The organism is Micrococcus sp. 63XJN7_8_ISO-PGPR-S23-253, from assembly GCF_056173425.1.
Genome location: NZ_CM149673.1, coordinates 2,136,241 through 2,162,239, shown reverse-complemented (window position 1 = coordinate 2,162,239; position 25,999 = coordinate 2,136,241). Strand labels below are relative to the sequence as shown.

The 25,999-nt window shown below is 74.3% G+C and carries 23 protein-coding genes; 10 read left to right on the top strand and 13 right to left on the bottom strand.

The annotated features are described in order from the left end of the window. Positions 1-138 precede the first annotated feature (138 nt). From AC0VX4_RS09910 to AC0VX4_RS09895, 4 genes are all read left to right on the top strand, one after another. Positions 139-957, top strand: coding sequence for a DUF4397 domain-containing protein (locus AC0VX4_RS09910; RefSeq protein ID WP_439247561.1), 819 nt, complete (start codon positions 139-141; stop codon positions 955-957). Between the two features lie 313 nt (positions 958-1,270). Continuing rightward, positions 1,271-1,705 (top strand): class F sortase, encoded by a 435-nt coding sequence (locus AC0VX4_RS09905; RefSeq protein ID WP_475464330.1) that lies wholly within the window; start codon positions 1,271-1,273, stop codon positions 1,703-1,705. A 71-nt stretch (positions 1,706-1,776) separates the two neighbouring features. Then, positions 1,777-2,316, top strand: coding sequence for an RNA polymerase sigma factor (locus AC0VX4_RS09900; RefSeq protein WP_475464329.1), 540 nt, complete (start codon positions 1,777-1,779; stop codon positions 2,314-2,316). Next, the gene (locus AC0VX4_RS09895; RefSeq protein WP_475464328.1) at positions 2,303-3,214 is read left to right on the top strand and encodes a hypothetical protein; all 912 of its coding nucleotides are present in this window, start codon (positions 2,303-2,305) and stop codon (positions 3,212-3,214) included. The genes AC0VX4_RS09900 and AC0VX4_RS09895 overlap by 14 nt, the downstream gene beginning before the upstream one ends. 91 nt (positions 3,215-3,305) lie before the next feature. Here the strand turns inward: AC0VX4_RS09895 and purL are convergent, their stop codons facing one another. Genes purL through purS form a run of 3 tightly spaced genes read right to left on the bottom strand, consistent with a single transcriptional unit; the run spans position 3,306 to position 6,666 of the window. Then, complete coding sequence (gene purL, locus AC0VX4_RS09890; protein ID WP_475464327.1) at positions 3,306-5,612, bottom strand: phosphoribosylformylglycinamidine synthase subunit PurL; 2,307 nt, start codon at positions 5,610-5,612, stop codon at positions 3,306-3,308. Beyond that, positions 5,609-6,403, bottom strand: coding sequence for a phosphoribosylformylglycinamidine synthase subunit PurQ (purQ, locus tag AC0VX4_RS09885; RefSeq protein WP_144824601.1), 795 nt, complete (start codon positions 6,401-6,403; stop codon positions 5,609-5,611). Before purQ ends, purL begins: the two co-directional genes overlap by 4 nt. Beyond that, entirely contained in the window at positions 6,400-6,666 is a 267-nt protein-coding gene (purS, locus tag AC0VX4_RS09880; RefSeq protein ID WP_002856633.1) for a phosphoribosylformylglycinamidine synthase subunit PurS, read from the bottom strand. Before purS ends, purQ begins: the two co-directional genes overlap by 4 nt. Before the next feature lie 176 nt (positions 6,667-6,842). Here purS and AC0VX4_RS09875 point away from each other — a divergent pair, with 176 nt between their 5' ends. Together AC0VX4_RS09875 and AC0VX4_RS09870 are read left to right on the top strand one after the other, a co-directional pair. Continuing rightward, on the top strand, positions 6,843-7,007 hold the full coding sequence (locus tag AC0VX4_RS09875; protein WP_155395521.1) for a hypothetical protein: 165 nt from the start codon (positions 6,843-6,845) through the stop codon (positions 7,005-7,007). Beyond that, complete coding sequence (locus AC0VX4_RS09870; RefSeq protein WP_060775742.1) at positions 7,004-7,450, top strand: YchJ family protein; 447 nt, start codon at positions 7,004-7,006, stop codon at positions 7,448-7,450. Before AC0VX4_RS09875 ends, AC0VX4_RS09870 begins: the two co-directional genes overlap by 4 nt. A 40-nt stretch (positions 7,451-7,490) precedes the next feature. On the opposite strand, the gene AC0VX4_RS09865 is transcribed toward AC0VX4_RS09870, so the two are convergent. From AC0VX4_RS09865 to AC0VX4_RS09840, 6 genes are all read right to left on the bottom strand, one after another. Continuing rightward, positions 7,491-7,646, bottom strand: a complete 156-nt coding sequence (locus tag AC0VX4_RS09865; RefSeq protein ID WP_010079551.1) for a hypothetical protein — start codon at positions 7,644-7,646, stop codon at positions 7,491-7,493. A gap of 86 nt (positions 7,647-7,732) precedes the next feature. Further along, positions 7,733-7,936, bottom strand: coding sequence for a helix-turn-helix transcriptional regulator (locus AC0VX4_RS09860; protein ID WP_002856639.1), 204 nt, complete (start codon positions 7,934-7,936; stop codon positions 7,733-7,735). A gap of 3 nt (positions 7,937-7,939) precedes the next feature. Beyond that, complete coding sequence (locus AC0VX4_RS09855) at positions 7,940-8,503, bottom strand: hypothetical protein (RefSeq protein ID WP_144824602.1); 564 nt, start codon at positions 8,501-8,503, stop codon at positions 7,940-7,942. A 96-nt stretch (positions 8,504-8,599) separates the two neighbouring features. After that, positions 8,600-9,592, bottom strand: coding sequence for a GNAT family N-acetyltransferase (locus tag AC0VX4_RS09850; RefSeq protein ID WP_144824603.1), 993 nt, complete (start codon positions 9,590-9,592; stop codon positions 8,600-8,602). 202 nt (positions 9,593-9,794) lie between these two features. Then, the gene (locus AC0VX4_RS09845) at positions 9,795-11,660 is read right to left on the bottom strand and encodes an alpha/beta hydrolase (RefSeq protein WP_144824604.1); all 1,866 of its coding nucleotides are present in this window, start codon (positions 11,658-11,660) and stop codon (positions 9,795-9,797) included. Between the two features lie 95 nt (positions 11,661-11,755). Next, the gene (locus tag AC0VX4_RS09840; protein ID WP_475464326.1) at positions 11,756-12,826 is read right to left on the bottom strand and encodes a 3-methyladenine DNA glycosylase; all 1,071 of its coding nucleotides are present in this window, start codon (positions 12,824-12,826) and stop codon (positions 11,756-11,758) included. Between the two features lie 266 nt (positions 12,827-13,092). On the opposite strand from AC0VX4_RS09840, the gene AC0VX4_RS09835 reads away from it, so the two are divergent. After that, complete coding sequence (locus tag AC0VX4_RS09835; protein WP_475464325.1) at positions 13,093-16,077, top strand: S8 family serine peptidase; 2,985 nt, start codon at positions 13,093-13,095, stop codon at positions 16,075-16,077. Positions 16,078-16,203: 126 nt separating this feature from the next. On the opposite strand, the gene AC0VX4_RS09830 is transcribed toward AC0VX4_RS09835, so the two are convergent. After that, positions 16,204-17,490, bottom strand: a complete 1,287-nt coding sequence (locus tag AC0VX4_RS09830; protein ID WP_002856654.1) for an aspartate kinase — start codon at positions 17,488-17,490, stop codon at positions 16,204-16,206. 227 nt (positions 17,491-17,717) lie between these two features. On the opposite strand from AC0VX4_RS09830, the gene AC0VX4_RS09825 reads away from it, so the two are divergent. Then, on the top strand, positions 17,718-18,731 hold the full coding sequence (locus AC0VX4_RS09825; RefSeq protein WP_002856656.1) for an ABC transporter ATP-binding protein: 1,014 nt from the start codon (positions 17,718-17,720) through the stop codon (positions 18,729-18,731). Beyond that, the gene (locus tag AC0VX4_RS09820) at positions 18,728-19,984 is read left to right on the top strand and encodes an ABC transporter permease (RefSeq protein ID WP_060775735.1); all 1,257 of its coding nucleotides are present in this window, start codon (positions 18,728-18,730) and stop codon (positions 19,982-19,984) included. Before AC0VX4_RS09825 ends, AC0VX4_RS09820 begins: the two co-directional genes overlap by 4 nt. 43 nt (positions 19,985-20,027) lie before the next feature. Here AC0VX4_RS09820 and recR read toward each other — a convergent pair whose 3' ends face one another. Next, positions 20,028-20,627, bottom strand: a complete 600-nt coding sequence (gene recR / locus AC0VX4_RS09815; RefSeq protein WP_002856659.1) for a recombination mediator RecR — start codon at positions 20,625-20,627, stop codon at positions 20,028-20,030. A 115-nt stretch (positions 20,628-20,742) separates the two neighbouring features. Beyond that, positions 20,743-24,222 carry a DNA polymerase III subunit gamma and tau gene (locus AC0VX4_RS09810; protein WP_475464324.1) on the bottom strand — a complete coding sequence of 1,160 codons (3,480 nt, stop codon included), beginning with the start codon at positions 24,220-24,222 and terminating at the stop codon, positions 20,743-20,745. A 78-nt stretch (positions 24,223-24,300) separates the two neighbouring features. Here AC0VX4_RS09810 and AC0VX4_RS09805 point away from each other — a divergent pair, with 78 nt between their 5' ends. Then, positions 24,301-24,966, top strand: coding sequence for a malonic semialdehyde reductase (locus AC0VX4_RS09805; protein ID WP_002856661.1), 666 nt, complete (start codon positions 24,301-24,303; stop codon positions 24,964-24,966). A 39-nt stretch (positions 24,967-25,005) separates the two neighbouring features. Here the strand turns inward: AC0VX4_RS09805 and gluQRS are convergent, their stop codons facing one another. Then, positions 25,006-25,992: a tRNA glutamyl-Q(34) synthetase GluQRS gene (gene gluQRS / locus AC0VX4_RS09800; RefSeq protein WP_475464323.1), complete on the bottom strand. Its 987-nt coding sequence runs from the start codon at positions 25,990-25,992 to the stop codon at positions 25,006-25,008. Between the last annotated feature and the right edge of the window lie 7 nt (positions 25,993-25,999).

Below are 25,999 nucleotides of genomic sequence, written 5' to 3'. Positions count from 1 at the left end.
CTGCGCAGGGCTCGTGATCGGAGGGGGAGGAAAATCCTCTGCAACGGATCGGTCGCGGCGTCGGTAGTCCTGGTGTGAGCGCATTCGGCGCCTCGCCCCGCCTACCCCGCAGGATCCTCGACGAACAGGAACGACACCATGCGCAAGTCCCTCCCGGCCGCCGTCACCGCCGCCATCGGCATCGCCGTCCTCGCCCCCCTGTCCGCCGCCGCCATGGACGCCCCGTCCGGCGCCGAGCTCTCCGTGCTGCACGCCGTGCCCGCGACCCCCGTGGACGTCTACGTCAACGGTGCCCTCACCCTGGACGACTTCGAACCCGGCGACCTCGCCGGTCCTCTGGAGCTCGCCGCCGGCGACTACGAGGTCGCCATCACCGCCGCGGACGCCATGGATGACTCCGCCCCGATCCTCGGTCCCGTCACCCTCACCCTCGCCGACGGCGGCGACTACACCGCCGCCGCCCACCTCGACGCCGCCGGCACGCCCACGGTGACCGCGTTCGAGAACGACACGAGCGCCGTCGCCGCCGGCGAGGGCCGCCTCACCGTGCGTCACATCGCCGCCGCCCCGGCCGTGGACGTCTGGGCCGGCGAGGACGTCGTCGTGCCCGGCCTGGAGAACCCGGACGAGGCCTCCCTCGAGGTGCCCGCCGGCACCGTCTCCGCCGCCGTGTCCGTGGCCGGCACCACCGACCCCGTGATCGGCCCCGCCGACGTCGAGGTCAAGGACGGCGTCACCACGATCGCCTACGCCTGGGGCTCCGCCGCCGACGGCACCCTCGCGCTGGCCACCCAGGAGGTCGCCGCCGACCACAGCGCGCCGGGCTCCGTCCCCGCGGGCATCGACGTCGCCCCCGCCCAGGACTCCACCGGGATGCTGGCCGCCGTCGGCGCCGGTGCGGCCGCCCTGGTCGCCGGCGCCGTCCTCATGGCCCGCCGCCGGGCGGCCCGTGCGTGATGCGTTCCACGGGCGGGGTCCCTCCCGCCCGGAGATGAGGACCGCCGGCCGTGTGCCGGCGGTCCTCGCCCTCGCCGCCGCCGCCGTCGTCCTCACCGGCTGCGCGCCGTCGGCGGCGGTCTCCTCCCTCCCGTCCGAGCAGGGGCGAGGCTCCGTCGTCGCGATGACGCCGGGTCCCGCGGCGGGGACGGGAACTCCACCGGCCGCAACCCCCTCCGCGGCTCCGGTCGTCCCCGGGCGGACGCCGTCGTCGGGGATCGCCGTCCGGCGCGCCACCCAGAGCCCATCGGACGACGCCAGGATCCCCGTGCGCGTGGACTATCCGGCCATCGGGGCCACGCTGAGCGTGGTCTCGGTCGGGGTCACGGGGGACGGGGCGATGGAGCTGCCCGACGACAGCTCCGTCGGCGGCTGGTACCGCCACGGCTCGGCCCCCGGGGATCCTGAGGGGGCGGCGGTGATCGCCTCCCATTCGGGTTCACCGCGCAATCCGGTGGGGGCCCTCTACGGGCTGCGGCAGGCCGCGGTCGGCGACGAGGTCACCGTCACGGATGCGGCGGGGACCGCCCGGCGCTATCGGGTGGCCTCCACTCAGAGTCTGGGGAAGGGCGAGCTGGACCTGTCCCCGTACTTCCGCCGGGACGGCGCCGCCGAACTCGTCCTCATCACCTGCGGCGGCGAATGGCTGCCGGACGAGCGGGACTACACGGAGAACATCGTGACCATCGCCACTCCCGTCGAGGGCTGACCGGTAACCTGTCGGAAGGTCTGGCCTGAGCGGGGCCGCGCCGACGCAGCACACCGCGGGAGAGGAGCCCCATGTTTGAGGATGACGGGCTCGACCGCCGCTTCGCCGCGGGGGAGACCGCCGCCGTGCGCGAGGCGTACGAGCGCCACGGTCGCCTGGTCTTCTCCCTGTGTCTCACCGCACTGCGCAGCCGGGAGGACGCCGAGGACGCCGCCCAGCAGGTGTTCACGCGGGCGTGGCGCTCGCGGGACACCTACGATCCCGCCCGGCCGCTCGGCGGGTGGCTGACGGGCATCACCCGTCGCGTCATCGCCGACATGTTCGCCGGCCGTGCTCGTGAGGCCCGGAAGATGGAGGCGGAGGTCGTCCACCTCCCCCGCGCCGAGGACGCGGTCAGTGACGCCGTGGTGGCCGCCGTCGTCGTGCATGACGCCCTCGCCCTGTTGGGTCCGCCCCAGGACGAGGTGCTGCGCCTCGCCTTCCTGGAGGACCTGGCGCACCAGCAGATCGCCGAGCGCCTCGACATGCCGCTCGGCACCGTCCGTTCCCACATCCATCGCGGCCTGGCCGCACTGAGAAGACGTCTGGAGGCCGCCGATGCCCGAGCGTGAGCATCCCCGCGGCCGACAGCCCGCGGAGGAGATCTCCGACCTCGCCGTCCGGCTGCGCGAGCGCATGCGCGACGACGACGGCCCGCTCGCCGCGCCCGCCGACGTCGCGGCGTCGCTCCATCCGGAGGACGCGGCCGAGCTGGAGGCCATCCTGCGTGTGCTGGCCGCCCTGGACGGCCCCGCCCCGGACCTGGCCGACCCGCCGCCGCACCTGTGGGGGCGGATCGCCGCTGAGCTGGGACCCGAGACGGAGGCCGTGGCTCACGACGGGCCACCGCAGGGGGAGGCCACGGGCGAGGATGCCGCGCCCGACGGCGTCGCGACCGTCCGTCCGATCGGCTCGGGTCCGTCCGCCGCCCGCGGCCGCTGGTGGCCGGTCGCCGCGGCGGCGGCCGCCGGGCTCGTCATCGGCGGCGGGGCCGTGGGTGCCGCCCTGGGCGGCGGCCCCTGGCAGGGCGGGGCCCCGGAGGCCGGGAAGCCCGCGACGACGTCGCCCGCGCCGCCGACGCGCGGGACGGACGCTCCCGGCCAGGGGGGTGAGCCGGGCGGCGGCGACGACCTCATCGGCACCGCCGTCATGGCGTCCGTGACCACCGACGGATCGCCGGCCCGCGCCGAGATGACGCGTGCCGCCGACGGGGAGATGCACCTGGCCGTGCATGTGCCCCAGGTGCCCGCCCCCGAGGACGGCTACCTGGAGGTCTGGATCCGCGACGAGGCCGCCAGCCGCATGATCTCGCTGGGCACGGTGACCCGCCAGGACACGACGCTGACCGTCCCGGAGGGCGTCGACCTGGCGTCCTACCCCGTGCTGGACGTCTCGCATGAGCACTTCGACGGCGACCCGTCCCACTCGACGCTCTCCCTGTGGGTCGGCGAGATGCACCGGACCACCTGACGAGCCCTGAGATACGACGAGCCCTGCGCAGTGGGGCCTATCAGTACTGGATAGGCACCACTGCGCAGGACTCGTCGCTTCTGTCCCAGGCTCAGCCGAAGTGCTTCGGCAGCGTGGCCTCCCAGGCCTCGCGCAGCTCCGCGATCGGCAGGGTGAAGGCGTCCTGGACCTCGAGGGCCGCGGAGTCGGCGTCCACCACGCCGATGCGCACGGCCGCGTAGCCGCGGGCCGTGGTCATGTCCGTGAACCGGACCTCCTCGGTGCGGGGCACGGCCACGACGGCGCGCGCCTGCGTCTCCGAGAACAGCGCGGTGAACGGGTCCACCCCGTCGCGGCGCAGCACCTCGTCCAGCACCACGCGGGCGCCCACGCCGAAGCGCAGCACCATCTCGGACAGGGTGGCCGCGAGGCCGCCGCCGGAGACGTCGTGGGCGGCGTCGATCATGCCGTCCCGGGACATGTTGACCAGCAGCTCGCCGAGCAGGCGCTCCTTCTTCAGGTCGACCTTCGGGGGCAGGCCGCCGAGGTGGCCGCGCAGGCGCGCGAACTCGGAGCCGTCCAGCTCGTCCCCGGTCTCGCCCAGCAGGTAGATCGCCTGGCCGTCCGCGTCCGGGGCGAAGCCGGACGGGGTGCGGCGCAGGACGTCGTCGAGCTGGCCGAGCACCGCCACCGTGGGGGTGGGGTGGATCGGGGTGCTGCCCGTCTGGTTGTACAGGGACACGTTGCCGCCGGTCACCGGGATGCCGAGGGTCTGGCAGCCGTCCGCCAGGCCGCGCACGGCCTCCGCGAACTGCCACATCACGTCCGGGTTCTCGGGGGAGCCGAAGTTCAGGCAGTCGGAGACGGCCAGGGGCACGGCCCCGGCGGTGGTGACGTTGCGGTACGCCTCGGCCAGGGAGGCCTGCGCGCCCGTGTACGGGTCCAGGTAGGTGAACCGGTCGTTGCAGTCCGTGGCCAGGGCCACGCCCATGCCGGTCTCCTCGTCCACGCGCACCACACCCGCGTCGTCCGGGGCCGCCAGGGCGGTGTTGCCGCGGACGTAGCGGTCGTACTGGCGGGTGATCCAGGAGGTGTCCGCCAGGTTCGGAGAGCTCATCAGCTCCACGACGGCGGCGCGCAGCTCCTCGCCCGTGGCGGGCAGGTCCTGACCGGCCTCGGAGGAGCGGAACGTGTCCGCCTGGAGCTCGTCCTGCCAGGCCGGACGCGCGTACGGGCGCTCGTAGACCGGGCCGTCGTGGGCCACGGTGCGCGGGTCCACGTCGACGATGACCTCGCCGTCCCAGGTGATGATCAGGCGGCCGTCGCCGGTGACCTCGCCCAGCCAGGAGTACTCGACGTCCCACGTGGCCATGACGGCCTCGAACGCGGCGACGTTCTCCGGCGTCACCACGGCCATCATGCGCTCCTGCGACTCGGACATGAGGATCTCGCCCGGGGTCAGCGTGGAGTCGCGCAGCAGCACGTCCGTGAGCTCCACGCGCATGCCGCCCTCGCCGTTGGAGGCGAGCTCGGAGGTGGCGCAGGAGATGCCGGCGGCGCCGAGGTCCTGGATGCCCTCGACGAGGGAGTCGCGGAACAGCTCGAGGCAGCACTCGATGAGCACCTTCTCGGAGAAGGGGTCGCCGACCTGCACCGAGGGACGCTTGGCGGGCTTGCCGTCGCCGTCGAAGGACTCGGAGGCCAGCACGGACGCGCCGCCGATGCCGTCACCGCCGGTGCGGGCGCCGAACAGGACCACCTTGTTGCCCACGCCGGAGGCGTTGGCCAGGCGCAGGTCCTCGTGCTTGAGCACGCCCACGGCGAGGGCGTTGACGAGCGGGTTGCCCTGGTAGATCGGGTCGAAGCGGGTCTCGCCGCCGATGTTCGGCAGGCCCAGGGAGTTGCCGTAGCCGCCGATGCCGGCCACCACGCCGTGGAACACGCGGGCGGTGTCCGGGTGGTCGATCGCGCCGAAGCGCAGCGGGTCCATCACGGCCACCGGGCGGGCGCCCATGGAGATGATGTCGCGCACGATGCCGCCGATGCCCGTGGCCGCGCCCTGATAGGGCTCCACGTAGGAGGGCGAGTTGTGGGACTCGACCTTGAACGTCACGGCCCAGCCGTCACCGAGGTCGGTCACGCCGGCGTTCTCACCGATGCCCACCATCATGTGCTGCTTCATCTCGTCGGTGAGCTTGTCGCCGAACTGGCGCAGGTGCACCTTCGAGGACTTGTACGAGCAGTGCTCGGACCACATGACCGAGTACATGGCCAGCTCGGCCGCGGTGGGGCGGCGGCCGAGGATCTTCTTGATCTCGGCGTACTCGTTCTCCTTCAGGCCCAGCTCGGCCCAGGGCTGCTCGACGTCCGGCGTCGCCTGCGCGTCCGCGACCGTCTCGATGTTGAACTGCTGGCTCATGCATGGCCTCCACGGCTGGCGAGGGTGGTCAGGACGGAGGTGAAGAAGCCGAGGCCGTCCACGCCGGAGCGGGGGCCGGCGGCGGTGTCCGGGCCGAAGCCCGGCTCCACGGCGTGCTCCGGGTGCGGCATCAGGCCGACGACGTTGCCGGCCGGGTTCGCGATGCCCGCGATGTCCCGGCGCGAGCCGTTCGGGTTCCAGCCCTGATAGCGGAACACCACGCGGCCCTCGGCCTCGAGGGCGTCGAGGGTCGTCTCATCCGCCACGTACTGGCCGTCCTGGTTCTTCAGGGGCACGGTGATGGTCTGGCCCTCCTCGAAGTCGCGGGTCCACACAGTGTCCGTGCTCTCCACGACCAGCTCCTGGTCGCGGCAGATGAAGTGCAGGTGGTCGTTCTTGATCATCGAGCCCGGCAGCAGGTGTGACTCGGTGAGGATCTGGAAGCCGTTGCAGATGCCGAGCACCGGCAGGCCGTCCGCCTCGCCCTCGGGGCCGCCGGCCGCCGTCGCCACCGCGTCCATCATGGGGGCGAAGCGCGCGATCGCGCCGGCGCGCAGGTAGTCGCCGTAGGAGAAGCCGCCCGGGATCACGACGGCGTCCACGCCGGCGAGCGTCCGCTGCGGGTCCGCGTCGGCGTGCCACAGGGAGACGGGCTCGGCGCCGGCGAGGCGGACGGCGCGCAGCGCGTCCACGTCGTCCAGGGTGCCGGGGAAGGTGATGACGCCGATGCGCGCGCCGCTGAGCGGCGTCGTCGGCGTCGAGTAGTCGCCGATGAGGGGGAGCTCGGTCATCGGGCGCCCTCGGCCTCGTCCAGGACGGCCACGTTCACGACGTCCTCGATGACGGGGTTGGACAGCATCTCCTCGGCGGCCGTGCGCGCCTGGGCGAGGATCTCGTCGGTGACCTCGCCCTCCACGGTGAGCTCGAAGCGCTTGCCCTGGCGGACCTGGCTGAACTCGGTGAAGCCGAGGCGGGGCAGGGCCCCGTTGATCGCCTTGCCCTGCGGATCGAGGATCTCGGGCTTGGGCATGACGTCGACGACGATGATGGGCATGAACACGCTCCTGGGTGCGGGACGATGCCGCGGAGCAGGACGGTGTAGATGCCGTCTCACGCCCGGCCCGGGGCGCTCCGCGTGCTTGCCCGCCCATTCTACTCGGCCGCCCGGACGCGGAATCGGGGGTGTGACGGGGACGGCACGCGGCAGCCGGCCCGGCGTAGCCTGACGGCATGAGACCTCAGCAGACCCGTGTGTCCCCGCTCGGCCGACGCCGGCCGATCAGCCCGCTCGGCCCCGCGCTGCTCGCCGCGGCGGCCGGCGTCGTGCTGACGGGAGTGCGCCGCATCAAGGCCCGCTCCGCCCGGCGTCGCGCGACCGGACGCCCGCGCCGGTGACCCGCCCCGAGCCCTGCCCCTGCGGGTCCGGAGCCGGGCTCGCGGCGTGCTGCGGTCGTCGGCACGCGCGTTTCACCCAGGACGGCGCCCTGACCGCGCCCACCGCCGAGGCGCTCATGCGCTCCCGGTACACGGCGTTCGCGCGGCTGGGCGAGGCCGGGCCGGCAGAGGCCCGGGCGATGGCCGACTACCTCGCCGCGACCTGGGTTCCCGAGCACCGGCCCACCGCGGCCGAGCTGCTGCCGGCCGCGGGGGAACAGGCGCCGCGGTTCACCCGCCTGGCGGTGCTGGACGTGCGGGACGGCGGGCCGTTCCAGGACGCCGGGACCGTGGAGTTCGTGGCCGTCGGCACGGGGGCCGAGGGCCGGTTCCGACTCCATGAGGTCAGCCGGTTCCGCCGTGAGGACGGGATCTGGCGCTACGTTAACGGCGACGTGCGCTGAGGCCGGGGCGGCGCGTCGGACGGCGGCCGGCAGTGACGCGTCAGAAGGCGGAGAAGATCCCGGCGCCCACGCTGAGGACCAGGCCCAGGATGGCGATCCACGCCACCAGGGTGACGATCGGGCGGGGGCGACGCGGGGCGTCGTCGTGCCAGTCCACGCCCTCCAGCTCCGGAGGGGTGCGCAGCTCTCGATCCATGGCCCCAGCCTCTCACGCCCCACGCCGACCCGGGCTCAACGCGGGTTGACTTGTCACGGGTGCTGAGCGCTCGAACCCGCGACAACTCAACCGGCGTTGCCGTCTGGGGTGAACAGGTCCTCGATCCGCCGCCCGAACACGGCCGCGAGGCGGAAGGCGAGGGGGAGCGAGGGGTCGTAGCGGCCCTTCTCGAGAGAGATGACGGTCTGCCGGGAGACGCCGAGCTCGTCGGCGAGCCGCTGCTGCGACCAGCCGAGGCGGGCACGCTCGTCGGGGATGGTGTTCTCCACGGCTCAGCCCCGGCGCTTCTGGAGCGCGTAGCGGACGGCCACCGAGGCGCCCGCGACGAGGAGCAGCCCGGCGCCCACGAGCGGCAGATCGGCCTGCCATCCGGTCATGGCGACGACGAACGTGCCCAGGCCCAGCACCACGAGCAGGTCGCCGAACGCGCCGGACTGCGCCTTCTCGAGCCACCGGCCCTCGATGGTCTCCTCGGTGTCTCGGATGGCCCCGCGGACGGTGGTGCGGTCCACGAGTGCCAGCCAGGCGAGGGCTGCGCCGACCGGGAGCGCCGACGCCGCCATGACCGCGCCCATGACCGCCGGGAAGCGGGGATCGGCGTCGCCCTGGCTCGAGGCCAGACCGTAGGCCGCGGCCCCGATCAGCAGGGCGATGACGACGCCGGCCACGAGGCTGACGAGGATCACTCGCCCGGATCCGCCGCCCAGACGGGAGGAGCGGCCCCAGCGGGAGCGGGTGTCCCGGCGCGGATCGGTGGTGGCGGTGCCGGCGTGCTCCGCCGCGGCGCCCTGCCTGTCCGCTGCGGCGGCGGTGTGGCGGGAGTGGTTCGCGGTCATGGGGCCCTCCTGTGGTCGATGCCCTGGGCCGGTGGCCCGGCCCGCCTCGGAGGCCTTGGGGGCGTCCGACCGGACGGTGTGAAGCAAGCTTGACAGTCAAGTGTCCTTGTCGTCAAGGGAACTTGACGCCGGGGCCCGCACGAACTCCTCCCACGTCATGGGCGGGGTCAGCCCGAGCCAGGCAGGTTCGAGACGGAACCCGAGGGCCGTGTTCATCCGCAGGGACGCCGCGTTGGCCTCGGCGCCGCCGGTGCCCCACTCGCGCCCACCGCGGGCATGGGTCGCCAGGACGGTCGCCGCCTTGACGGCCTTCGCCACGCCACGGTTCTCGTGCTCGGCCGCGACCGCGGTGCGGTCGACCTCCCACCGGTCAGGGGAGCGGAACGTCAGGGTGAATCCGATGAGCACGCCTCCCTCGAAGGCCCCCACGGCGAGCCCCTCTGGGGTGGACAGTCGAGCCTCGAGGTCGTCCGGCAGCGGCTCGTGACGGGAGCCGTCGGTGCGTGGGAATCGGGGAGCCGCTTCCTCGTCGAGGGCCCGCAGCGCGGGCAGGTCGACGGCGGTCAGTCTCCGCACCTCGATTCCCCGCGCTTCGGAAGCCGCGACGTGGCCACGGTAGGACGCCAGGTCGGCGTCGTCGTCGAGGTGGAGGCGCGCGCCCCAGGAGCGGGAGCGTATGCTCCACCCGGCATCGAGCAGCGCGGCGGCCTCGGCCGAGTCTTCGCGGTGCACGCGGGCTTCCGCCCGTGGGTCGGTCACGGGGGTGAGCATCGACCACGGGATGTGCCCGGAGACGGCCTCGCCCGGATAGACGTGCGGGAACTCGGCCGAGTGGGGATCGGAGGGGTCTCCCGGCTCGCGCCGCACCCGCAGGCCGGCTCCCGCCAGTTCGTCCTCGTCCAGGCCGACGACGAACGCGTCCGGCCGGTCCGGGTAGATCGCCGCGCCGACCACTCCCACCTGGGCGGCGTCGTCGGAGGCGTGGAGGAAGCCGACGTCGTCGATCGAGGCGCCGCGCGTCGACGCCGTGTAGCGGCCGGTGCGACGCGCGGCGGCCCAGTCCTCCGGGAGGGTGAGGTGCAGGATCATGGCGCGAGGCTACCGGCCTCGGCGTCGACGCCACCCCTCCGGCTGCCCATCGCGGGTTGACTTGTCACGGGTGCTGGGTCCCTGGACCCGCGACAACTCAACCCGCGGTGCAGGGCCGCCCCGGGCGTGACGACGGCCCGGCGTCTCCGCGGGGGAGTCGCCGGGCCGTCGGGGGCGGACCGGGTTCCGGGTGCCCGGGCCGTCAGTCCTCCAGGAAGGCCTCGACGTCCGGGGTCACCGCGCGGGAGTCGATCAGCTGACGCTCGATCGCGTCGTGGGTGATGCGGTTGGCCTCGCGCACGGCATCGGTGCGCATCGAGATCTTGATGTCGCCCTTGTGCGTCGGGGTCCCGGCCACCTGGACCGGCTGGGTCTCGAGCGGCAGCGGGACGGCGTCGCACAGCGACTTCTCGGCCGGCTGGGCGCCGGTCAGGAAGTAGTCACGGATGGGCGCGTCCACGCACTCGGTGCCGTACGGGAACAGGCCGTGGGTGCCCTCGTTGTCCACGGAGATGAGGGACGTGTTGCGCAGCACGCCGGCGGCACGGTGGCCGCCCTCGTACGGGGTCGCCGCGTCCAGCTCGGACTGCACGATCACGGTGTTCGGGGCGCCCTTGCCGCCGGGCTGGGCGGGCATGGAGGTCTGGGCGGGCCAGTACATGCACTCCGACGGGCCCATCAGCACACCGATCCACGGGGCCTTGCGGCCGAGGTCGTCCACCCACGAGGTCCAGTAGCCCTGCGAGGTGTTCCACTGGCCGTCCTGGCAGCGGATCGCCGAGAACGCGCCCTCGAAGGTGACGGCGTCACCGGCCTGGGTGGCGGCGACGAGCTGCTCGCGCTCGCCCACGGTCTCCAGGCCGCGGGCGGCGAAGCGGTCGAAGGAGTCGCGCTCCTCGGCCGGCAGCGACGCACGGGCCTCGGCCAGGATGCGCTCGATCTGGGCGCGCTGCCCCGCGGGGTCCGTGGCCGCGGCCTCGGACTCCATGATGCGGATGTAGGCGGCGATGACGGACCCGGCGTCGAGGTACTGGGACGTGTCGTACATGGCCGGCAGCAGGAACGAGCCGGCGACGATCATGCCGAGCTGCGTGCGGGTGCCGCCCACGTCCTCCCAGCGCTGCCGGATCTGCATCGGGTCGTCCCCGAGGCCGAAGATCTCGTCGTGCCGGGCCACGTAGGGGAGCATCGCGTCCTGGAACTGACGGTCGCGGGAGCGCGGCTGCAGGTCCCAGGTGGTCTGGAGCCCGTCGCGGGAGATGTCCACGGCGGAGTCCAGCAGGAACCGGTGCGCGTGCTGCGGGAAGACGCGCTGGTACCAGCTGCCCAGCCATGTGCCGTACGAGTAGCCGATGTAGGAGGTCTTCTCCTCGCCCAGGACGGCGCGGATGAAGTCCATGTCGTACACGGTCTGCTCGGTGGTGATGTACGGGGTGAGCTCGTTCTCGAGGCACGCGTCGACCTGGGCCTTCGTGTCCTGCCACACGTCGTGCTCGGGGTTCGGCGTGTAGGTGCACTCCAGGGCGGTGGACTGGCCCACACCGCGCGGGTCGAAGCCGATGAAGTCGTACTGCTCGGCGAGCTCCGGGGCGCGCTCGGCCATGGCGGGGCCCCAGGGCAGGCCGGAGCCGCCCGGGCCGCCGGGGTTGACCAGCGCGATGCCCTGGCGGTCGGGGTTGCCCTTCGAGGTCTCGGTCTTGGCCACGCGCAGGCTGATGGTGTGGCCGTCCTCGGGGTTCTTCCAGTCCCGCGGCACCGTGACGTCGGCGCACGCCGTGCCGGGGATCGCGCTGAACCGGGCGTTGAGGCTCTCGCTGCCGAAGTCGCAGGCCTCCCAGTCCAGCGTCTGGCCCATGAGGTGCGGCGCGAGCGCGGCGGCGTCGTTGACCTTGTTGCCGCGCGTGGCGGAGAGGTCGTTGGAGCGGGCCTGGCCCTGCGATGCGGACCCCTTGCCGTTGCCGTTGCCGGGCGCGGAGAGCGCGGGGGCGGCGGCCGTGATGGCGAGTGAAACGGCCGCGACGGCGGCGGCGAGCGCGGTGCGGCGGCGAGCTGGAACGGTTCCGGTCACGTCAGGTCCTCGAGTCGTTCGGTGCGGAGAGGGCCGGGGCGGTCACCGGATGACGCGAGTGATGCGCCTCACAGCCTGTATAGCGGCCATCCTAATCATGGACGCGCGCTGGAAGTCCACTCGGCGTCCGGCCGGGTCCCGGGGGCCGCCCCCGCGGCCGCGTCCAGCACCGCCAGCAGCCGTGCCCGCAGCGCCTGCCCCCGCTCGGCGAACTCGCGCTGTCGCCGCGCGTACTCGGCACGCCCGGCCGGCTCCTCGATCCGCACGGCCGCGTAGCCACCGCGCCCGTCGGAGAGGTCGTCCACCCCGGTCAGGTCGTACGGCGAGGCCTCCATGTCCAGCCGGCGGATGTCCCACGCGAGGTCGAAGCAGTCCGCGAGCAGGTCCGAGTCGACCACCGGCACCAGCTTGTACGCCCACTTGTACAGGTCCATCCCCGCGTGCAGGCAGCCGGGCTGCTCCAGCTCCCGCATCCCGGCGCGCGTGGGCAGGACGCCGTCGTCGCCCTCGTTGCGGTCGCGGGCCTCGGGTGCGAAGAACCGGAACGCGTCGAAGTGCGTGCACCGGATCCGCGAGCCCTCCACCACCGCGTCCGTCCCCCCGGCCCCGAGCCGCAGCGGCAGCTGGGAGTGCCGCACCCCGTGCACGTCCGAGCGGTACGCCATCGCCCACTCGTGCAGCCCGAAGCAGCCCAGGCGCGGCGCCCGCTCCGCCGTGCGCGCGAGCAGTTCCCGCGTGAACGCCACCCCCGACGCGCGGTCGGCCAGCACCGCCGCCACGTCCACCAGCCAGCCGCCCACCGCGCGGCCGTCGACGACGGCGCCCGCCACCTCGCCGGCCTCGACGCGCCGGTAGTGCTTCCACTCGCCCCGTGGGGTCGTGCCCAGCTCGGCCGCCTCGGCACGGGCCGCGGCGCCGTCGTCGTCCGCGAGGAGGACCCCCGGCCCGGGGTGCCAGCGCTGCAGCGCGGCGGGGGAGTGCGTGTAGTAGCCGAAGAGGAAGTCCTGCACCGGGTGCTTCTCGCCGCGCATCCGCCGGGCCACCAGCGGGTCCGTGCGTCGGGCGATGCGCTCGCGGTGCGCCCGTGCATGGGCCCGCCACACGTCGGCGGGCAGGGCGACGACGGCGGTCGGCGGGGACGCGGGGGCGGTGCGTGGCTCGGGCATGGCCCCACCATCCTCCCCCGTGGCGCCCCCCGTGAGCGAGCAGGCCCGCGAGGCCGACGCGGGGAGCGCACTCCGGCGGCCCGTATTCGACGGTCCTGGACATTGGCTGGCAAAGATCTGGTCAAACGCCCTACCGGACGGTAGATTTCACCTGTCTCGCTGTGGTGCCCATCACATGGGTGCCGATCTCCCCGTCCCCCGGCGCCATCCCCGCCGGTGTGCCACGGGCGAGAGCTGGGCGGACCTTGATGAGAAAGGTGGAGGCAATGCCTCAGAACCCCACCCCTGCCCGGCGCCGTCGGGCCCTGGCCGCGGCCGTCGCCGGCGCGAGCCTCGTGGCCGCTCCCGCGCTCGCGGTGTCGGCCACCGCCGTCGAACTGCCCGACGGCAGCACCGTCTCCAGCCCGCAGGGCGAGGTGCAGGTCCAGCAGCAGTTCGAGGACGGCCGCTACTTCGTGGTCCTCAAGGACCAGCCGTCGGTGACCGCCCCCGAGGCCGGCGCCGTTCCGGGCGCCGCCCCGAAGGCGAAGTTCGACCCCTCGCACCCGCGCGTGAAGAACTACGAGGCCAAGCTCCAGCGCCAGCAGGAGAAGGTCGCGAAGACCCACGGCGCGAAGGCCGAGATCTCCTTCCAGCGCGCCGTGAACGCGTTCGTCGCCGAGCTGACCGCCGAGGAGGCCCAGGAGATCGCGAAGGACCCGGCCGTGCTCGGCGTCGCGCCGGACGAGCAGGTGGCCCCGGACTACAGCTCCACCGAGTTCCTCGGCCTGCCCGGCAAGAAGGGCACCTGGAAGTCCGTGTACGGCAAGGCCGAGAACGCGGGCAAGGGCGTGGTGGTCGGCGTCATCGACTCCGGCATCCACCCGGACAACCCGTTCATCGACGGTCAGCCCGTCCAGCCGCTCAAGGGCAAGGCCAAGGTCGGCGTGCCCTACCGCACCGCGGACGGCCAGATCGCCGTGCTCAAGGCGGACGGCACCACCGCCACGGCCGAGTGCGAGACCGGCCCGGACTTCCCGGCGTCGTCGTGCGACTCCAAGCTGATCGGTGCCTACGCCTTCTCGGAGGACTTCGAGCGCTTCGTCCCGGTGGATGAGCGGGCCCCGGAGGAGCGCATCTCCCCGCTGGGCGTGTTCTCCCACGGCACCCACGTGGCCACCACCATCCTCGGCAACACCGGGGTGGAGCAGACCATCGACGGCGACTCCTTCGGCGAGGGCGCGGGCGTGGCCCCGGCCGCCCACCTGATCTCCTACAAGATCTGCTGGGAGGACACCGATCCGAACACCGGCGGCTGCTACACCTCCGCCTCCGTGGCCGCCGTCGAGCAGGCCATCGAGAACAACGTGGACGTGCTGAACTACTCGATCTCCGGCTCCAACACCTCGATCGTGGACCCGGTGGCCATGGCCTTCAAGTCCGCCGCCGAGGCCGGCATCTTCGTGGCCGCCTCCGGCGGCAACTCCGGCCCCGGCCCGAACACCGTGAACCACGGCTCCCCGTGGCTGACCACCGTGGCCGCGGAGACGTTCTCCAACGAGCTCACCGCCACCGTGCAGTTCTCCGACGGCACGCAGCTCCGCGGCGCCTCCTCGGCCCGCACCGGCGTGGGTCCGGCCGAGGTCATCCACGCGTCCGAGGTCGCCGCCGGCGACGCCGAGGCCGCGCGTCTCTGCCTGCCCGGCGGGCTCACCGACGAGGCCGCCGGCAAGATCGTGCTCTGCGAGCGCGGCGTGAACGCCCGCACCGAGAAGTCGCAGGTGGTGGAGGAGGCCGGCGGCGTCGGCATGATCCTCGTGAACACCCCGTCCGGCTCGCTGGACGCGGACATCCACGCGGTGCCGACCGTGCACATGAACGACAACGGCGTGATCGAGAAGGTGAAGTCCTCCGACCTCACCGCCACGATCGTCCCGGGCGACACCACCGGCCTGCCGGAGGACCCGCTGCCCCAGATCGCCGGCTTCTCCTCCCGCGGCCCGGCCAACGCCGTGAACCAGGAGCTCCTGAAGCCCGACCTCGCCGCCCCCGGCGTGAACGTGATCGCCGGCGTCTCCCCGCTGGACCCCGACTACCACGGCAACACGTTCGGCCTGATGTCCGGCACGTCCATGGCCTCGCCGAACCTGGCCGGCATGGCCACGCTGCTGATCGGCAAGTACCCGGCCTGGTCCCCGATGGCCGTGAAGTCCGCGCTCATGACCACCGCCGGCGACGTGTACAACGCCGACGGCACCGTGAACACGGACAACTTCGCCACGGGCGCCGGCTCCGCCGATCCGGCCGCCGCCGCCCGTCCGGGCCTGGTCTACGAGTCCGGCAAGGAGCAGTGGGACGCGCTGCTGCGCGGCGACATCGCCGGTCGTGACGTGAACGTCCCGTCCCTGGCGATCCCCGACGTCGTCGGCTCGGCCACCGTGACCCGCACCGTGACCGCCCTGGAGAACGGCCGCTGGCAGTTCTCCGCGAACGTGCCCGGCTTCGAGATGACCGCCTCCCCGGCCGTGCTGGACCTGAAGGCCGGCCAGTCCGCCGACGTCGAGCTGACCGTCACCCGCACCGACGCCGCGGTGAACACCTGGACCCACGGCTCCATGTCCTGGACCACCGCCAAGGGCAAGGCCGTCCCGGAGGTGACCTCCCCGGTCACCGTCAAGGCGAAGTCCGCGACCGTCACCTCCGCCGTCGAGGGCTCCGGTGCCACCGGCTCCGCCGACGTGGAGATCACCCCCGGCGTGACCGGTGAGCTGACCCCGCAGGTCCTGGGCCTGGGCAAGGTGGACTCCACCGTGGCCAACGCGACCGCGAGCAACTCGCTCGTGTCCAGCGCGCTGGCCGTGTCCACGGTGACCGTGGAGGAGGGCACCAAGTCCCTGGTGGCCTCGATCAACGCGGGCGCCGCCGGCGCCGACTGGGACCTGTACGTGATCACCCCCGAGGGCAAGCAGCTCTCCCGGGCGACTGCGGACGAGTCCGAGACGCTGACGATCGCGAACCCCACCCCGGGCGCCTACACCGTGGTCGGCCACCTGTACGCGGCCAACGGCGGCAAGGACACCGGCACCCTCGAGACGCTCAAGCTGCGCGAGGACGCGGGCAACCTCACCGTCTCCCCGAACCCGGTCCCCGTGACCGCGGGCAAGGCCACCGAGGCGACCCTCTCCTGGTCCGGCCTGACCTCGGGCACCTGGAAGGGCCTCGTCACCTGGGACGCGGGCATCACGACCGACGTGACCGTCCAGGTCCCGTGACCGCCGACCCCCTCCGTCCTCGCTGACGGAACGGGAGGAACCGCCCACCACGACGCCGGCCCCGCACCTTCACGCTGAAGGTGCGGGGCCGGCGTCGTGGTGAGTAGGGCAGCGGCGGGTGCGGCGTCAGCGGCCGGTGCCGCCGTAGACCGTGGCCTCCTCCTCGGCGTCGAGGCCGAAGGCGGCGTGCACGGCGCGGACGGCGTCGTCGAGCTTGCTCTCGGCGGTGACCACGGAGATGCGGATCTCCGAGGTGGAGATGAGGTCCACGTTCACGCCGGCGTCGGCGAGGGCCTTGAAGAAGGTCGCGGAGACGCCCGGGTTGGAGCGCATGCCCGCGCCGATCAGCGAGAGCTTGCCGATCTCCGGGTCCGAGACGATGTCCTGGAAGCCGATCCGGTCCTGGGCGGCGCGCAGGGCGGCCATGGCGTCCTTGCCCTCCACGATCGGCAGGGTGAAGGAGATGTCCGTGCGGCCCGAGCCCTCGCGGGAGATGTTCTGCACGATCATGTCGATGTTCACGTTGGACTCGGCGATCACGCGGAAGATCTCGGCGGCCTTGCCGGGCACGTCGGGGACGCCGACGATCGTGACCTTGCCCTCGGAGCGGTCGTGGGCGACGCCGGAGACGATGGGCTGTTCCATGGGAGCGCCTTCCTGAAGGGTGATGGTGTCGTTCGGGTCGGGCAGGATCCAGGTGCCCTCGTGGTCGGAGAAGGAGGAGCGCACGTGCAGCGGCACGCCGAAGCGGCGCGCGTACTCCACGGAGCGCAGGTGCAGCACCTTGGATCCGGAGGCCGCCATCTCGAGGGTCTCCTCGGAGGAGAGCTCGGTGAGCTTGCGGGCGGTCGGCACGACGCGCGGGTCGGCCGAGTAGACGCCGTCCACGTCCGTGTAGATCTCGCACACGTCCGCGCCGAGCGCGGCGGCGAGGGCGACGGCGGTGGTGTCCGAGCCGCCGCGGCCCATGGTGGTGATGTCCTTGGACTCGGGGCTCATGCCCTGGAACCCGGCCACGATGGCCACGCGGCCGGCGTCGAGGGCCTCCTGCACGCGGTGGGGGTTGACTTTGACGATCCGGGCCCGGCCGTAGGAGGTATCCGTCAGCATGCCGGCCTGGGAGCCGGTGTAGGAGCGGGCCTCGAGGCCCTCGGCGTGGATCGCCATCGCCAGCAGGGACATGGAGATGCGCTCGCCGGCCGAGAGCAGGATGTCCATCTCGCGTGCGGGCGCGTCCTGCGTGAGCTCGGCGGCGAGGTCGAGCAGCTCGTCCGTGGTGTCCCCCATGGCCGAGACGACCACGCACACGCGGTTCCCGGCGCGCACCGTGTCCGCGATGCGGCGGGCCACGCGCTGGATGCCGGCGGCGTCGGCCACGGAGGAGCCGCCGAACTTCTGGACGATGAGACTCATGGGTCGCTCCGGACGGGGTCGAGGGTCGGTTCGGGCCAAGTCTAGGGGCGCACTCTCGCGCGGGTCCGCCAGGTGAACCCCTGTTCCGGATGCTGGACCCGGCGCCCGCGGCAGGCCAGCACGACGGCGCCCGCGGCCCCGCCTGCGACCCCGGTCGGGCTGGGATGGCGCCGGGATCATCCCCCGGGTGGATCCGCGTCCGTGCCCGGCGCGGCAAGGATGGGGCCATGACCGCTCCAGCGCCCCCGCCCGCCTCACCCGTCCTGGGGGTGGCCGCCCACGACGGGATCGTGGCTCACGGCCTCGCCCGCTCGTTCGGCGCCGTCCATGCGGTGCGGGACGTCTCCCTCACCGTGCCCGCCGGCTCCGTGACGGCCCTCGTCGGCCCGAACGGCTCGGGCAAGACCACGCTCCTGCTGATCCTGGCCACCCTGCTGCGCCCGGACGCCGGCGCCGTGTCCGTGGCCGGGGTGGACGCGGTGCGCGAGCCCGTCGAGGCCCGGCGGCGGCTCGGCTGGATGCCCGACACCCTGGGCGTGTGGGAGGAGCTGACCTGCCACGACATCCTCGCCAGCCTGGGACGGCTCTACGGCATGGGGAAGGCGGAGGCGTCGGCGCGCGCGGACGAGCAGCTCGAGTGGGTCGAACTCACGGAGTTCGCCCACCGGCCCGCCCGCGTGCTCTCCCGCGGCCAGCAGCAGCGCCTGTCCCTGGCTCGGGCCACCGTGCACCGGCCCTCCGTCCTGCTCCTGGACGAACCCGCCAACGGCCTCGACCCGGCCGCCCGCATCCGGCTGCGGGACGACCTGCGCGCCATGGCCGCAGCCGGCACCGCCGTGCTCGTCTCCTCCCACGTGCTCGCCGAGCTCGAGGAGATGTCCGACCGCGCCGTGTTCCTCCGTGAGGGCGCCACGGTGGCCACCCAGGAGTTCCGCGCCGCCGACGACCTCGCCCGCCCCTACCGGATCGCCGGACCCGACCCGACGGCCCGGGACACGCTCGTCCGCGCCCTCGAGGCCCGCGGCCTGACCGCGACCGCGGCCACCGGCGCCGGCGCAGGCCAGCGCCGGGACGGCGTCGTGGTGCAGCTGCGGGGGGAGGCCGCCGCGGCCGCGCTGCTCGCGGACCTCGTGCGCGAGGGTGTGCTCGTCAGCCACTTCGCCCCGGAGGGCTCCCGCCTCGAGAACGCCTACCTGGGCCTCCATCTGGAGGGCCCCCGCACCGAAGGAGACCGGCCGTGAGCACCGCCGTCGCGACCTCGATCCACGACCGCCGCCCGCCGCAGCCGCAGCCGGGGGGACGCCTCGGCGCGGCCCAGGCCGTGGCCACCGTGGTGGGCATGGAACTGCGTCAGCGGCTGCGCTCGCGCGGCTGGTACGTGCTGTTGGGCGTCTTCTTCGTGGTGGTGGGGGCGGTGACCCTCGGCGCCCTCGGGCTGCGCGGCCTGGGCGTGGCGGAGATGGAGGCGTCCGGCCTGGAGCCGGAGCTGGCGGAGCAGCAGATGCGCGCCCTGGGGCGGACGCTCTTCGACGGCGTCCTGCTCTTCGTCCTCACCCTCTCGCTGCTGGTCTCGCCCGCCCTGGCGGCCAACGCGATCTCGGGCGACCGTGCCGGCGGCACCCTGGCCATCACCCAGGTCACCCTGCTGCGGACCGGGCACCTGATGGCGGGCAAGTGGCTGGCCGCGTGGATCGCCTCCGCCGCGTTCCTCGCGGCCGCGTTGCCGTGGCTCGCGGTCGCGGCCGTGGTGGGGCGCGTGTCCCCGTGGGCCGTGCTGGTGGGGCTCGTGATGATCCTCGTGGAGTTCGGCATGATCGCGGGGATCGGCGTGGCCGTCTCGGCGATCGCCGGGCGCACGCTGTTCGCCGTCGTGGTGACGTACCTGATCGTGGCGGCGCTGACGATCGGCACCCTGGTGGCCTTCGGGCTGTCCCTGCAGTTCCTGCAGACCGAGGTGCGGGCCAACGACGCCGAGTACGGCTCCATGACGGCGGAGCCGTTCACCGAGGCGGAGCTCGAGAAGATGACCCCGGAGGAGGCGGAGCAGGCCTGGGCCGAGTGGGAGGCGGCGAACCCGGAGCTGTTCGACGGGATCGCCGACCGGTGCGTCGGCCCGGTGACCACCCGGACGATCCCCGACCCGCGGCGCAGCGGATGGCTGCTCGCCGCGAACCCCTACGCCGTCCTCGCGGACGCCTCCCCCTGGGAGGCAGGGCTCCTCGAGAACGGGACCCGGGTGGATCCCGGGCCGCTCAACATGCTGTCCGTGGGGCTGCGCTGGACCCAGCGAGACCCCGTCCGGGACGTCGAGTGCCTCGACGGCGAGCTGCGCGGTCTCGACCAGAGCGGCGTTCCGGACCGGCAGGGCACCTGGCCGGTGTGGCCGCTCGGCCTCGCGATGCAGGGTGTGCTGGTGGCCGGGCTGGTCTGGTGGGGCCACCGTCGCCTGGACACCCCGGCCGGGCGGCTGCCCGCGGGCACGCGCGTGGCCTGAACCGGGCCGGCGTCGGGCGGGACCTGCTCGACGCCGGCCGGTGTCAGCCGCTGATCAGGCGGCGGCCTTCGAAGGCACGGCCGAGGGTGACCTCGTCCGCGTACTCGAGGTCCCCGCCGACGGGCAGACCGGAGGCCAGGCGCGTGACGCGGATGCCCGTGGCGCCGAGGAGCCGGCCGAGGTAGGTGGCCGTGGCCTCGCCCTCGAGGTTGGGATCCGTGGCGAGGATGACCTCCTGCACCGCCTCGTCCTGCAGCCGGGTGAGCAGCTCGCGGACGTGCAGCTGCTCGGGGCCGATGCCGGCGATCGGATTGATGGCCCCGCCGAGCACGTGGTACCGGCCCTGGAAGGCGCGGGTGCGCTCCATGGCCATGACGTCCTGCGACTCCTCGACCACGCAGATCTGGGAGCGGTCCCGGCGCTCATCCCGGCAGAGCGAGCACACCTCGTCCTCGGAGACGTTGAAGCAGACCGAGCACAGTCGCACCCTGTCCTTGACCGTGCGGATGGCGTCCGCGAGACGCAGCATGTCCTCCCGGTCCGCCTCCAGCATGTGGAAGGCGATGCGCTGGGCAGACTTCGGCCCGATGCCCGGCAGGCGGCCGAGCTCGTCGATCAGGTCCTGCACCGCGCCCTGGTACATCCGTCTCCCTCGTCCGATGGTGCGTCTCGTGGGGCGTGCGCCCCGACGCGGCGCCGTGGTCCGGCGCCGCGTCCATCATGCCCGCGGCCCCGGACGGCGTACGGGCGCGTTCGCCTCAGGCGTCGTTCGGGCGTTCCTCGAGCAGACGGCCGCCGAGCACCCGTTCGACGACGGCCCGGCCCACGAGGCCCGAGTCCTCGAGCGGGACGTCGTCGTCGCTGGCGACCTCGTCCTCCCACCCCACACCGGACGTCGCCGGGGCGGCGGGGCCGGTGTCGGCGGGCCGGGCCGGGCCGCGACCCTGGGCGGCCTCACGGGCGGCGCGGATGGCCGCGGCCCGCGCGTCCAACGACGGCGGCGCCGAGGCTCCCCCGGCGGGCTCGGCGTCGGCGGGGCGTGCCCCGAGCGAGGCCGCGCTCGGCCGGCCCCCGGCGGGAGAGCCCGGCGTGGCGTCCGGGTCGGGGCCACCGGGGGCGCCGGGGCCGCCCGTCCCGCCGCTGGAGCCCGCGTTCACCGGAGGCTCGAGGGGCCCTCCGGCCCGCAGCCGCTCCATGAGCCGCGGGTACATGCTCGCCGGATGGCCCGAGCCCGGGAAGTCCGAACCGGCCGAGCCGGCTGCCGTGCTCGGCGTGGCGTCCGCGTCGTCGGCGGGCACGCCCGGGTCGGGGGTCGCGTCGGCCGTGGGCGCGCCCGTGGGGCGCCGTTGCTCGTCCGAGGACGGGCCGGCGCCCGAGGCGGCCGGGTGGGGATCGCGTCGCTCCGTGGCCGCTGCGTCGTCGTCCGGGGCGGGCGACGGCGTGGCAGGCCGGGCGGAGTCACCGTCCGCGGCCGCGCCCGCGCCGTCGTCGAAGCCGGCGGGACGGGTTGCGCCGAAGCGCTTCGCGAACTCGGCGCGCAGCTCCGCCTCCGGACGGGCGAACACGGGGATCGAGTGCTCCTCCTCGCGGACCAGCGGCCCCGGGTCGTAGGCCCGACGGACCTCCTCGGCGCTCGGCTCGCTCTCGCCGGGGGTCGGGGCGGCGGGCCGGGCCGGGGAGTCCTGGCCGGCGTCCGGCGCGGCACCGCCAGGGGCCGGTGCGGCCTGCGGCGGCGCTCCCCAGTCGTCGACCGACGGCACGGGGCCGTCCCAGCCGGCGGCGCCGACGGGCCGCTCCTCGGCGTCCTGGGCCGGCGGGGTCCAGCCCTCGGGGCCGTCCGAGTCGTCCTGCTCCGCGTCCGGGTCGAACGCGGGCAGCGAGTCCCACGGGTCCTCCTCGGGCGGGGGAGCGTCGTCCCAGGCGGGCGGCTCCTCGTCCGGGCCGCCCCAGCCGTCCGCCGGCGGCGCGGGGGCGGGCGTCGTCGACGACGACGCCGGCGTCGGCCCCCAGGAGGTGGCGGGGGCCGCGGGCGTCCAGGCGGGGGACGGCTGCGGCGTCTCGCGCTGCTGCGTGGCCCGGGGTGCAGCTGCCGGCGGCGCCGGGTCGTCCTCCGCGGTGGAGGGTGCGGCGGAGCGCGGCGGGGTGGGGCGGGAGGACTCCGGCTCGCGCGGGGCCGGACCCGGCGCCGGGGCGGGGCGGTTCGGCTGCGCCGCCGGCCGGTCGGGCCGGCTCTGCTGCGGGGCCGGGCGCTCAGGCCGGTCCGTCCGCGCCGGTCCGGCCGGGCGGGCGCCGGACTGTGCGCGGGCGTCCCCGGTCGGGGCGTCCCCGCCGAGGATCAGGTCGAGCCGCGGGCGGATGCCGAGCACCTGGTGGACGGCCTCGCCGAGCACGCGGTCGCCGCCCCGGCCGAGCAGCGACTGGCGGGGCCCGTCCTGCTGGAAGCCGATCGTCAGCAGTGAGCCGTCGTAGCCCGCGACGCTCGCGTTGTCCTTCACCAGCATCCACACCAGCCGAGAGGCGTCCTCGAGGGCCGCGAGGATGTCCGGCCACGCCCGGCGGATCATCTCCACCTGGCTCGCCGCCGGGGCGGGAGCGGGGCTCGACGGCGCGGCCGTCTCCTCCGGCCGGTGGGCGGGGGCCGGCGCGGCACCGGTGCGCTCCTGGGCCCGGGGCCGGCCCTCGGGCTCGGGTCGGTCCTCGGGCTCGGGGCGGCTCCCGACCTCCGGGCGACGCGCGCCCTCGGCACGGGCCCCGGCCTCGGCCGGTTCGGGTCGTCCGGGCTGCGGCGGCTGCTGCGGACGCTCGGACCCCGTGGTCCCGGCGGCCGCGTCCCCCTCCGGCGCCTCGGCCGCGGAGGGCTGGGCGGGCGGTGCCCAGCGCTCCGGCGGGGCGGTCGGCGCCGTCGGAGCGGGCTCCTCCGTCCGCCGCATGGCGGCCCGGGCGAGCGCGGCACCGGTCAGAGGGCCGGAGCCGTCCGCGTTCCCGGCCGACCCGCCGCCGTCCGCGGCGGGCGTGCCGGACCGGGCCGGCGTCGTCGTGCCCTCCGGGGCGCCGTCCTCGACGGGCGCGGCGCCACCGAGCTCGAGGCGCCGTTCGAGGGCCTCGAGTCGGGCGGCCAGGCCGCGGTGCGTCTCGTCCGAGGCGGGCAGCAGCAGGCGCGCCATGAGCAGCTCGAGGTGCAGGCGGGGACTGGTGGCCCCCACCATGTCCGTCAGCGCGAGGTTGGTGATGTCCGCGAGGCGGGAGAGCTCCGCCCGGGAGAGCTGCGCGGCCTGCGCCGAGAGACGCCGCACCTGGTCCTCCGGCATGCCGTGCAGGATCGCCCCGGCCTCCTCCGGCAGGGCACGGGCGATCACGAGGTCGCGGAAGCGGTCCAACAGGTCCTCGACGAACCGGCGTGGGTCCTGGCCGGACTGCACCACGCGGTCCACCACGCGGAACACGGTGGGGGTGTCGTCCGCGGCGACGGCGTCGATCACGTCGTCCAGCAGGGCTTCCGGGGTGAAGCCGAGCAGGCTCACCGCGAGCTCGTACGAGACCTGGCCCTCCTGGGCGCCCGCGATCAGCTGGTCCAGCACCGAGAGCGTGTCACGCACCGAGCCCGTGCCGGCGCGCACCACGAGCGGCAGCACGCCCTTCTCCACGGACACGGCCTCCTCCGCGCACAGCTGCTCGAGGTAGGCGATGAGCGGCTCCGGCGGCACGAGCCGGAACGGGTAGTGGTGGGTGCGGGAGCGGATGGTCCCGATGACCTTCTCCGGCTCCGTGGTGGCGAAGATGAACTTCAGGTGCTCCGGCGGCTCCTCCACGATCTTGAGCAGCGCGTTGAAGCCCGCCGCGGTGACCATGTGCGCCTCGTCGATGATGAGGATCTTGTAGCGGTCCCGGACCGGGGCGAACGTGGCCCGCTCGCGCAGGCCGCGGGCGTCCTCCACACCGCCGTGCGAGGCCGCGTCGATCTCCAGCACGTCCAGCGAGCCCGGCCCGCCGGTGGCCAGGTCCCGGCACGAGTCGCACTCGCCGCACGGCGTGGGCGTGGGGCCCTGGGCGCAGTTCAGGCAGCGCGCGAGGATGCGGGCGGACGTGGTCTTGCCGCAGCCGCGCGGGCCGGAGAAGAGGTAGGCGTGGTTCACGCGGTCCTTCGCCAGTGCGGTGCGCAGCGGGACCGTGACATGGTCCTGCCCGATCACGTCCTCGAAACGGTCCGGGCGGTAGCGGCGATACAGGGCGGTGCTCACCCTCGAAAGCCTATCCGGCGGGCGGACGGGCTAAGGGAGCCGGGGAATGCGCACGCCCGCCGGCCCGTTCCCTGGCCCATGACCACCACGCACATGCACACCGACGCCGAGGACACGATCCACCCCACGCAGCCGGCCCCGGACGCGGGACCGCTGAGTCAGGCCGAGATCGACCGCCTCTTCGCGGACCGCCACACGACGCAGCTCTTCTCGGACGAGCCCGTCGACCTCGCGCTGATCGAGCGGGCCTACGCGGACCTCCGCTGGGCGCCGACCGCCATGAACAACCAGCCGCTGCGGCTCGACGTCGTGGACAGCCCCGAGGCCCGCGCCCGCCTGGCCCCGCTGATGATCGAGTTCAACCGGGAGAAGACGGAGCGCGCCCCGCTGACGCTGATCGCCTCCTACGACCTCGACTGGCACCGCCACATGGGCCACCTCGCCCCGTTCCGGGAGGGCTTCGAGGAGGACGCCGAGGGCAAGCCGGGCATGCGCGAGGGGATGGGCCGCACGAACGCGCTCATCCAGGTGGGGTACCTGCTCGTCGCCCTGCGCGCGCACGGTCTCGAGGTCGGCCCCATGGCCGGGTTCGACGCCGCCGCCGTGGACGCCGAGTTCCACGCGGACCGTGCGTGGAAGTCCCTCCTGGTGATCAACGTGGGCCACGCCGCCGCGGACGACGAGAAGGCGCAGCAGCCCCGCCAGGGCCGCCTCGACTTCGCCCAGGCCGCCCAGGTCCTCTGACCGGGGCGGGGCCTGCGGCGGGCCAGGGCGCCGGGCCGCTCAGAGCCCGGTGAACACCCACGGATCACGCGGCAGGGCGGCCGGGTCGAACGCGGGCACGGCGGCCGCCAACGGCCCCGGGGGCAGGCCGAGGGACTCCAGCAGCCGGTCCCGCACCCGCTCGGGGGTCCACGCCGGGTCCTGCGCCGCGAGGTCCTCGAGTGTCACGGCGCCGTCCCGCTTGGCTAGCCGCCGCCCCTCGGCGTTCAGCACGAGCGGCAAGTGCAGGTACGCCACCGCGGGCGTCGGCACCCCGCGTGCGGCGCACAGTGCCTCGGCCAGCCAGCGCTGGCGCGGCGCCGAGTCGAGCAGGTCGTCGCCGCGGACCACCTGGTCCACGCTCTGCGCCAGATCGTCCACGACGACGGCCAGGTTGTACGCGTACGCCCCGTCGTTCCGGCGCAGCACCAGGTCGTCGACCAGGCCCGTGACCTCGCCGTGCAGCACGTCCACGGCGGTGGCCCGGGGGATCTCGCCCGCAGGCAGGCCGGCGACCTTCGCCGCGTCGATCCGCAGGGCGGCGGGACGTGCCCGCCGTCGCTCGGCCCGCTCAGCCTCGGTCAGGCCCCGGCAGGTGCCCGGATAGAAGCCGGGGGGACGCAGCGGCACGGTGCCGCCGGAAGCGGGGGCGCCGTCGTCGGGCCTCGGGTGTGGGGCCGACGTCGCCTCGGCGATGTCCTTGCGCGAGCAGAAGCACTCGTAGACCGCGTCCGGGCCGTGCGCGGCGCGCAGGGCGGCCACGGCGGCGTCGTACAGGGCGGTGCGCTCGGACTGACGCACGGGCTCGGCGTCCCAGTCCAGCCCGACGGCGGCCAGGTCCGCCCGCTGCCCGGCCTCGGCCCCGGAGCGGACGCGGTCCAGGTCCTCGACCCGCAGCAGGAAGGCGCGGTCCGTGGCGCGTGCCGCGAGCCACGCGACGAGCGCGGTGCGCAGGTTGCCCAGGTGCAGGCTTCCCGTGGGGGAGGGGGCGTAGCGTCCGGCGGGCATGGGATCT

Bases quoted from the DNA above. Each gene is read 5' to 3' on its own strand.
- AC0VX4_RS09910 (WP_439247561.1), top strand. From the start codon at position 139: ATGCGCAAGTCCCTCCCGGCCGCCGTCACCGCCGCCATCGGCATCGCC.
- AC0VX4_RS09900 (WP_475464329.1), top strand. From the start codon at position 1,777: ATGTTTGAGGATGACGGGCTCGACCGCCGCTTCGCCGCGGGGGAGACC.
- AC0VX4_RS09895 (WP_475464328.1), top strand. From the start codon at position 2,303: ATGCCCGAGCGTGAGCATCCCCGCGGCCGACAGCCCGCGGAGGAGATC.
- purL (WP_475464327.1), bottom strand. From the start codon at position 5,612: ATGAGCCAGCAGTTCAACATCGAGACGGTCGCGGACGCGCAGGCGACG.
- purQ (WP_144824601.1), bottom strand. From the start codon at position 6,403: ATGACCGAGCTCCCCCTCATCGGCGACTACTCGACGCCGACGACGCCG.
- purS (WP_002856633.1), bottom strand. From the start codon at position 6,666: ATGCCCATCATCGTCGTCGACGTCATGCCCAAGCCCGAGATCCTCGAT.
- AC0VX4_RS09875 (WP_155395521.1), top strand. From the start codon at position 6,843: ATGAGACCTCAGCAGACCCGTGTGTCCCCGCTCGGCCGACGCCGGCCG.
- AC0VX4_RS09865 (WP_010079551.1), bottom strand. From the start codon at position 7,646: ATGGATCGAGAGCTGCGCACCCCTCCGGAGCTGGAGGGCGTGGACTGG.
- AC0VX4_RS09855 (WP_144824602.1), bottom strand. From the start codon at position 8,503: ATGACCGCGAACCACTCCCGCCACACCGCCGCCGCAGCGGACAGGCAG.
- AC0VX4_RS09850 (WP_144824603.1), bottom strand. From the start codon at position 9,592: ATGATCCTGCACCTCACCCTCCCGGAGGACTGGGCCGCCGCGCGTCGC.
- AC0VX4_RS09840 (WP_475464326.1), bottom strand. From the start codon at position 12,826: ATGCCCGAGCCACGCACCGCCCCCGCGTCCCCGCCGACCGCCGTCGTC.
- AC0VX4_RS09835 (WP_475464325.1), top strand. From the start codon at position 13,093: ATGCCTCAGAACCCCACCCCTGCCCGGCGCCGTCGGGCCCTGGCCGCG.
- AC0VX4_RS09830 (WP_002856654.1), bottom strand. From the start codon at position 17,490: ATGAGTCTCATCGTCCAGAAGTTCGGCGGCTCCTCCGTGGCCGACGCC.
- AC0VX4_RS09825 (WP_002856656.1), top strand. From the start codon at position 17,718: ATGACCGCTCCAGCGCCCCCGCCCGCCTCACCCGTCCTGGGGGTGGCC.
- recR (WP_002856659.1), bottom strand. From the start codon at position 20,627: ATGTACCAGGGCGCGGTGCAGGACCTGATCGACGAGCTCGGCCGCCTG.
- AC0VX4_RS09805 (WP_002856661.1), top strand. From the start codon at position 24,301: ATGACCACCACGCACATGCACACCGACGCCGAGGACACGATCCACCCC.
- gluQRS (WP_475464323.1), bottom strand. From the start codon at position 25,992: ATGCCCGCCGGACGCTACGCCCCCTCCCCCACGGGAAGCCTGCACCTG.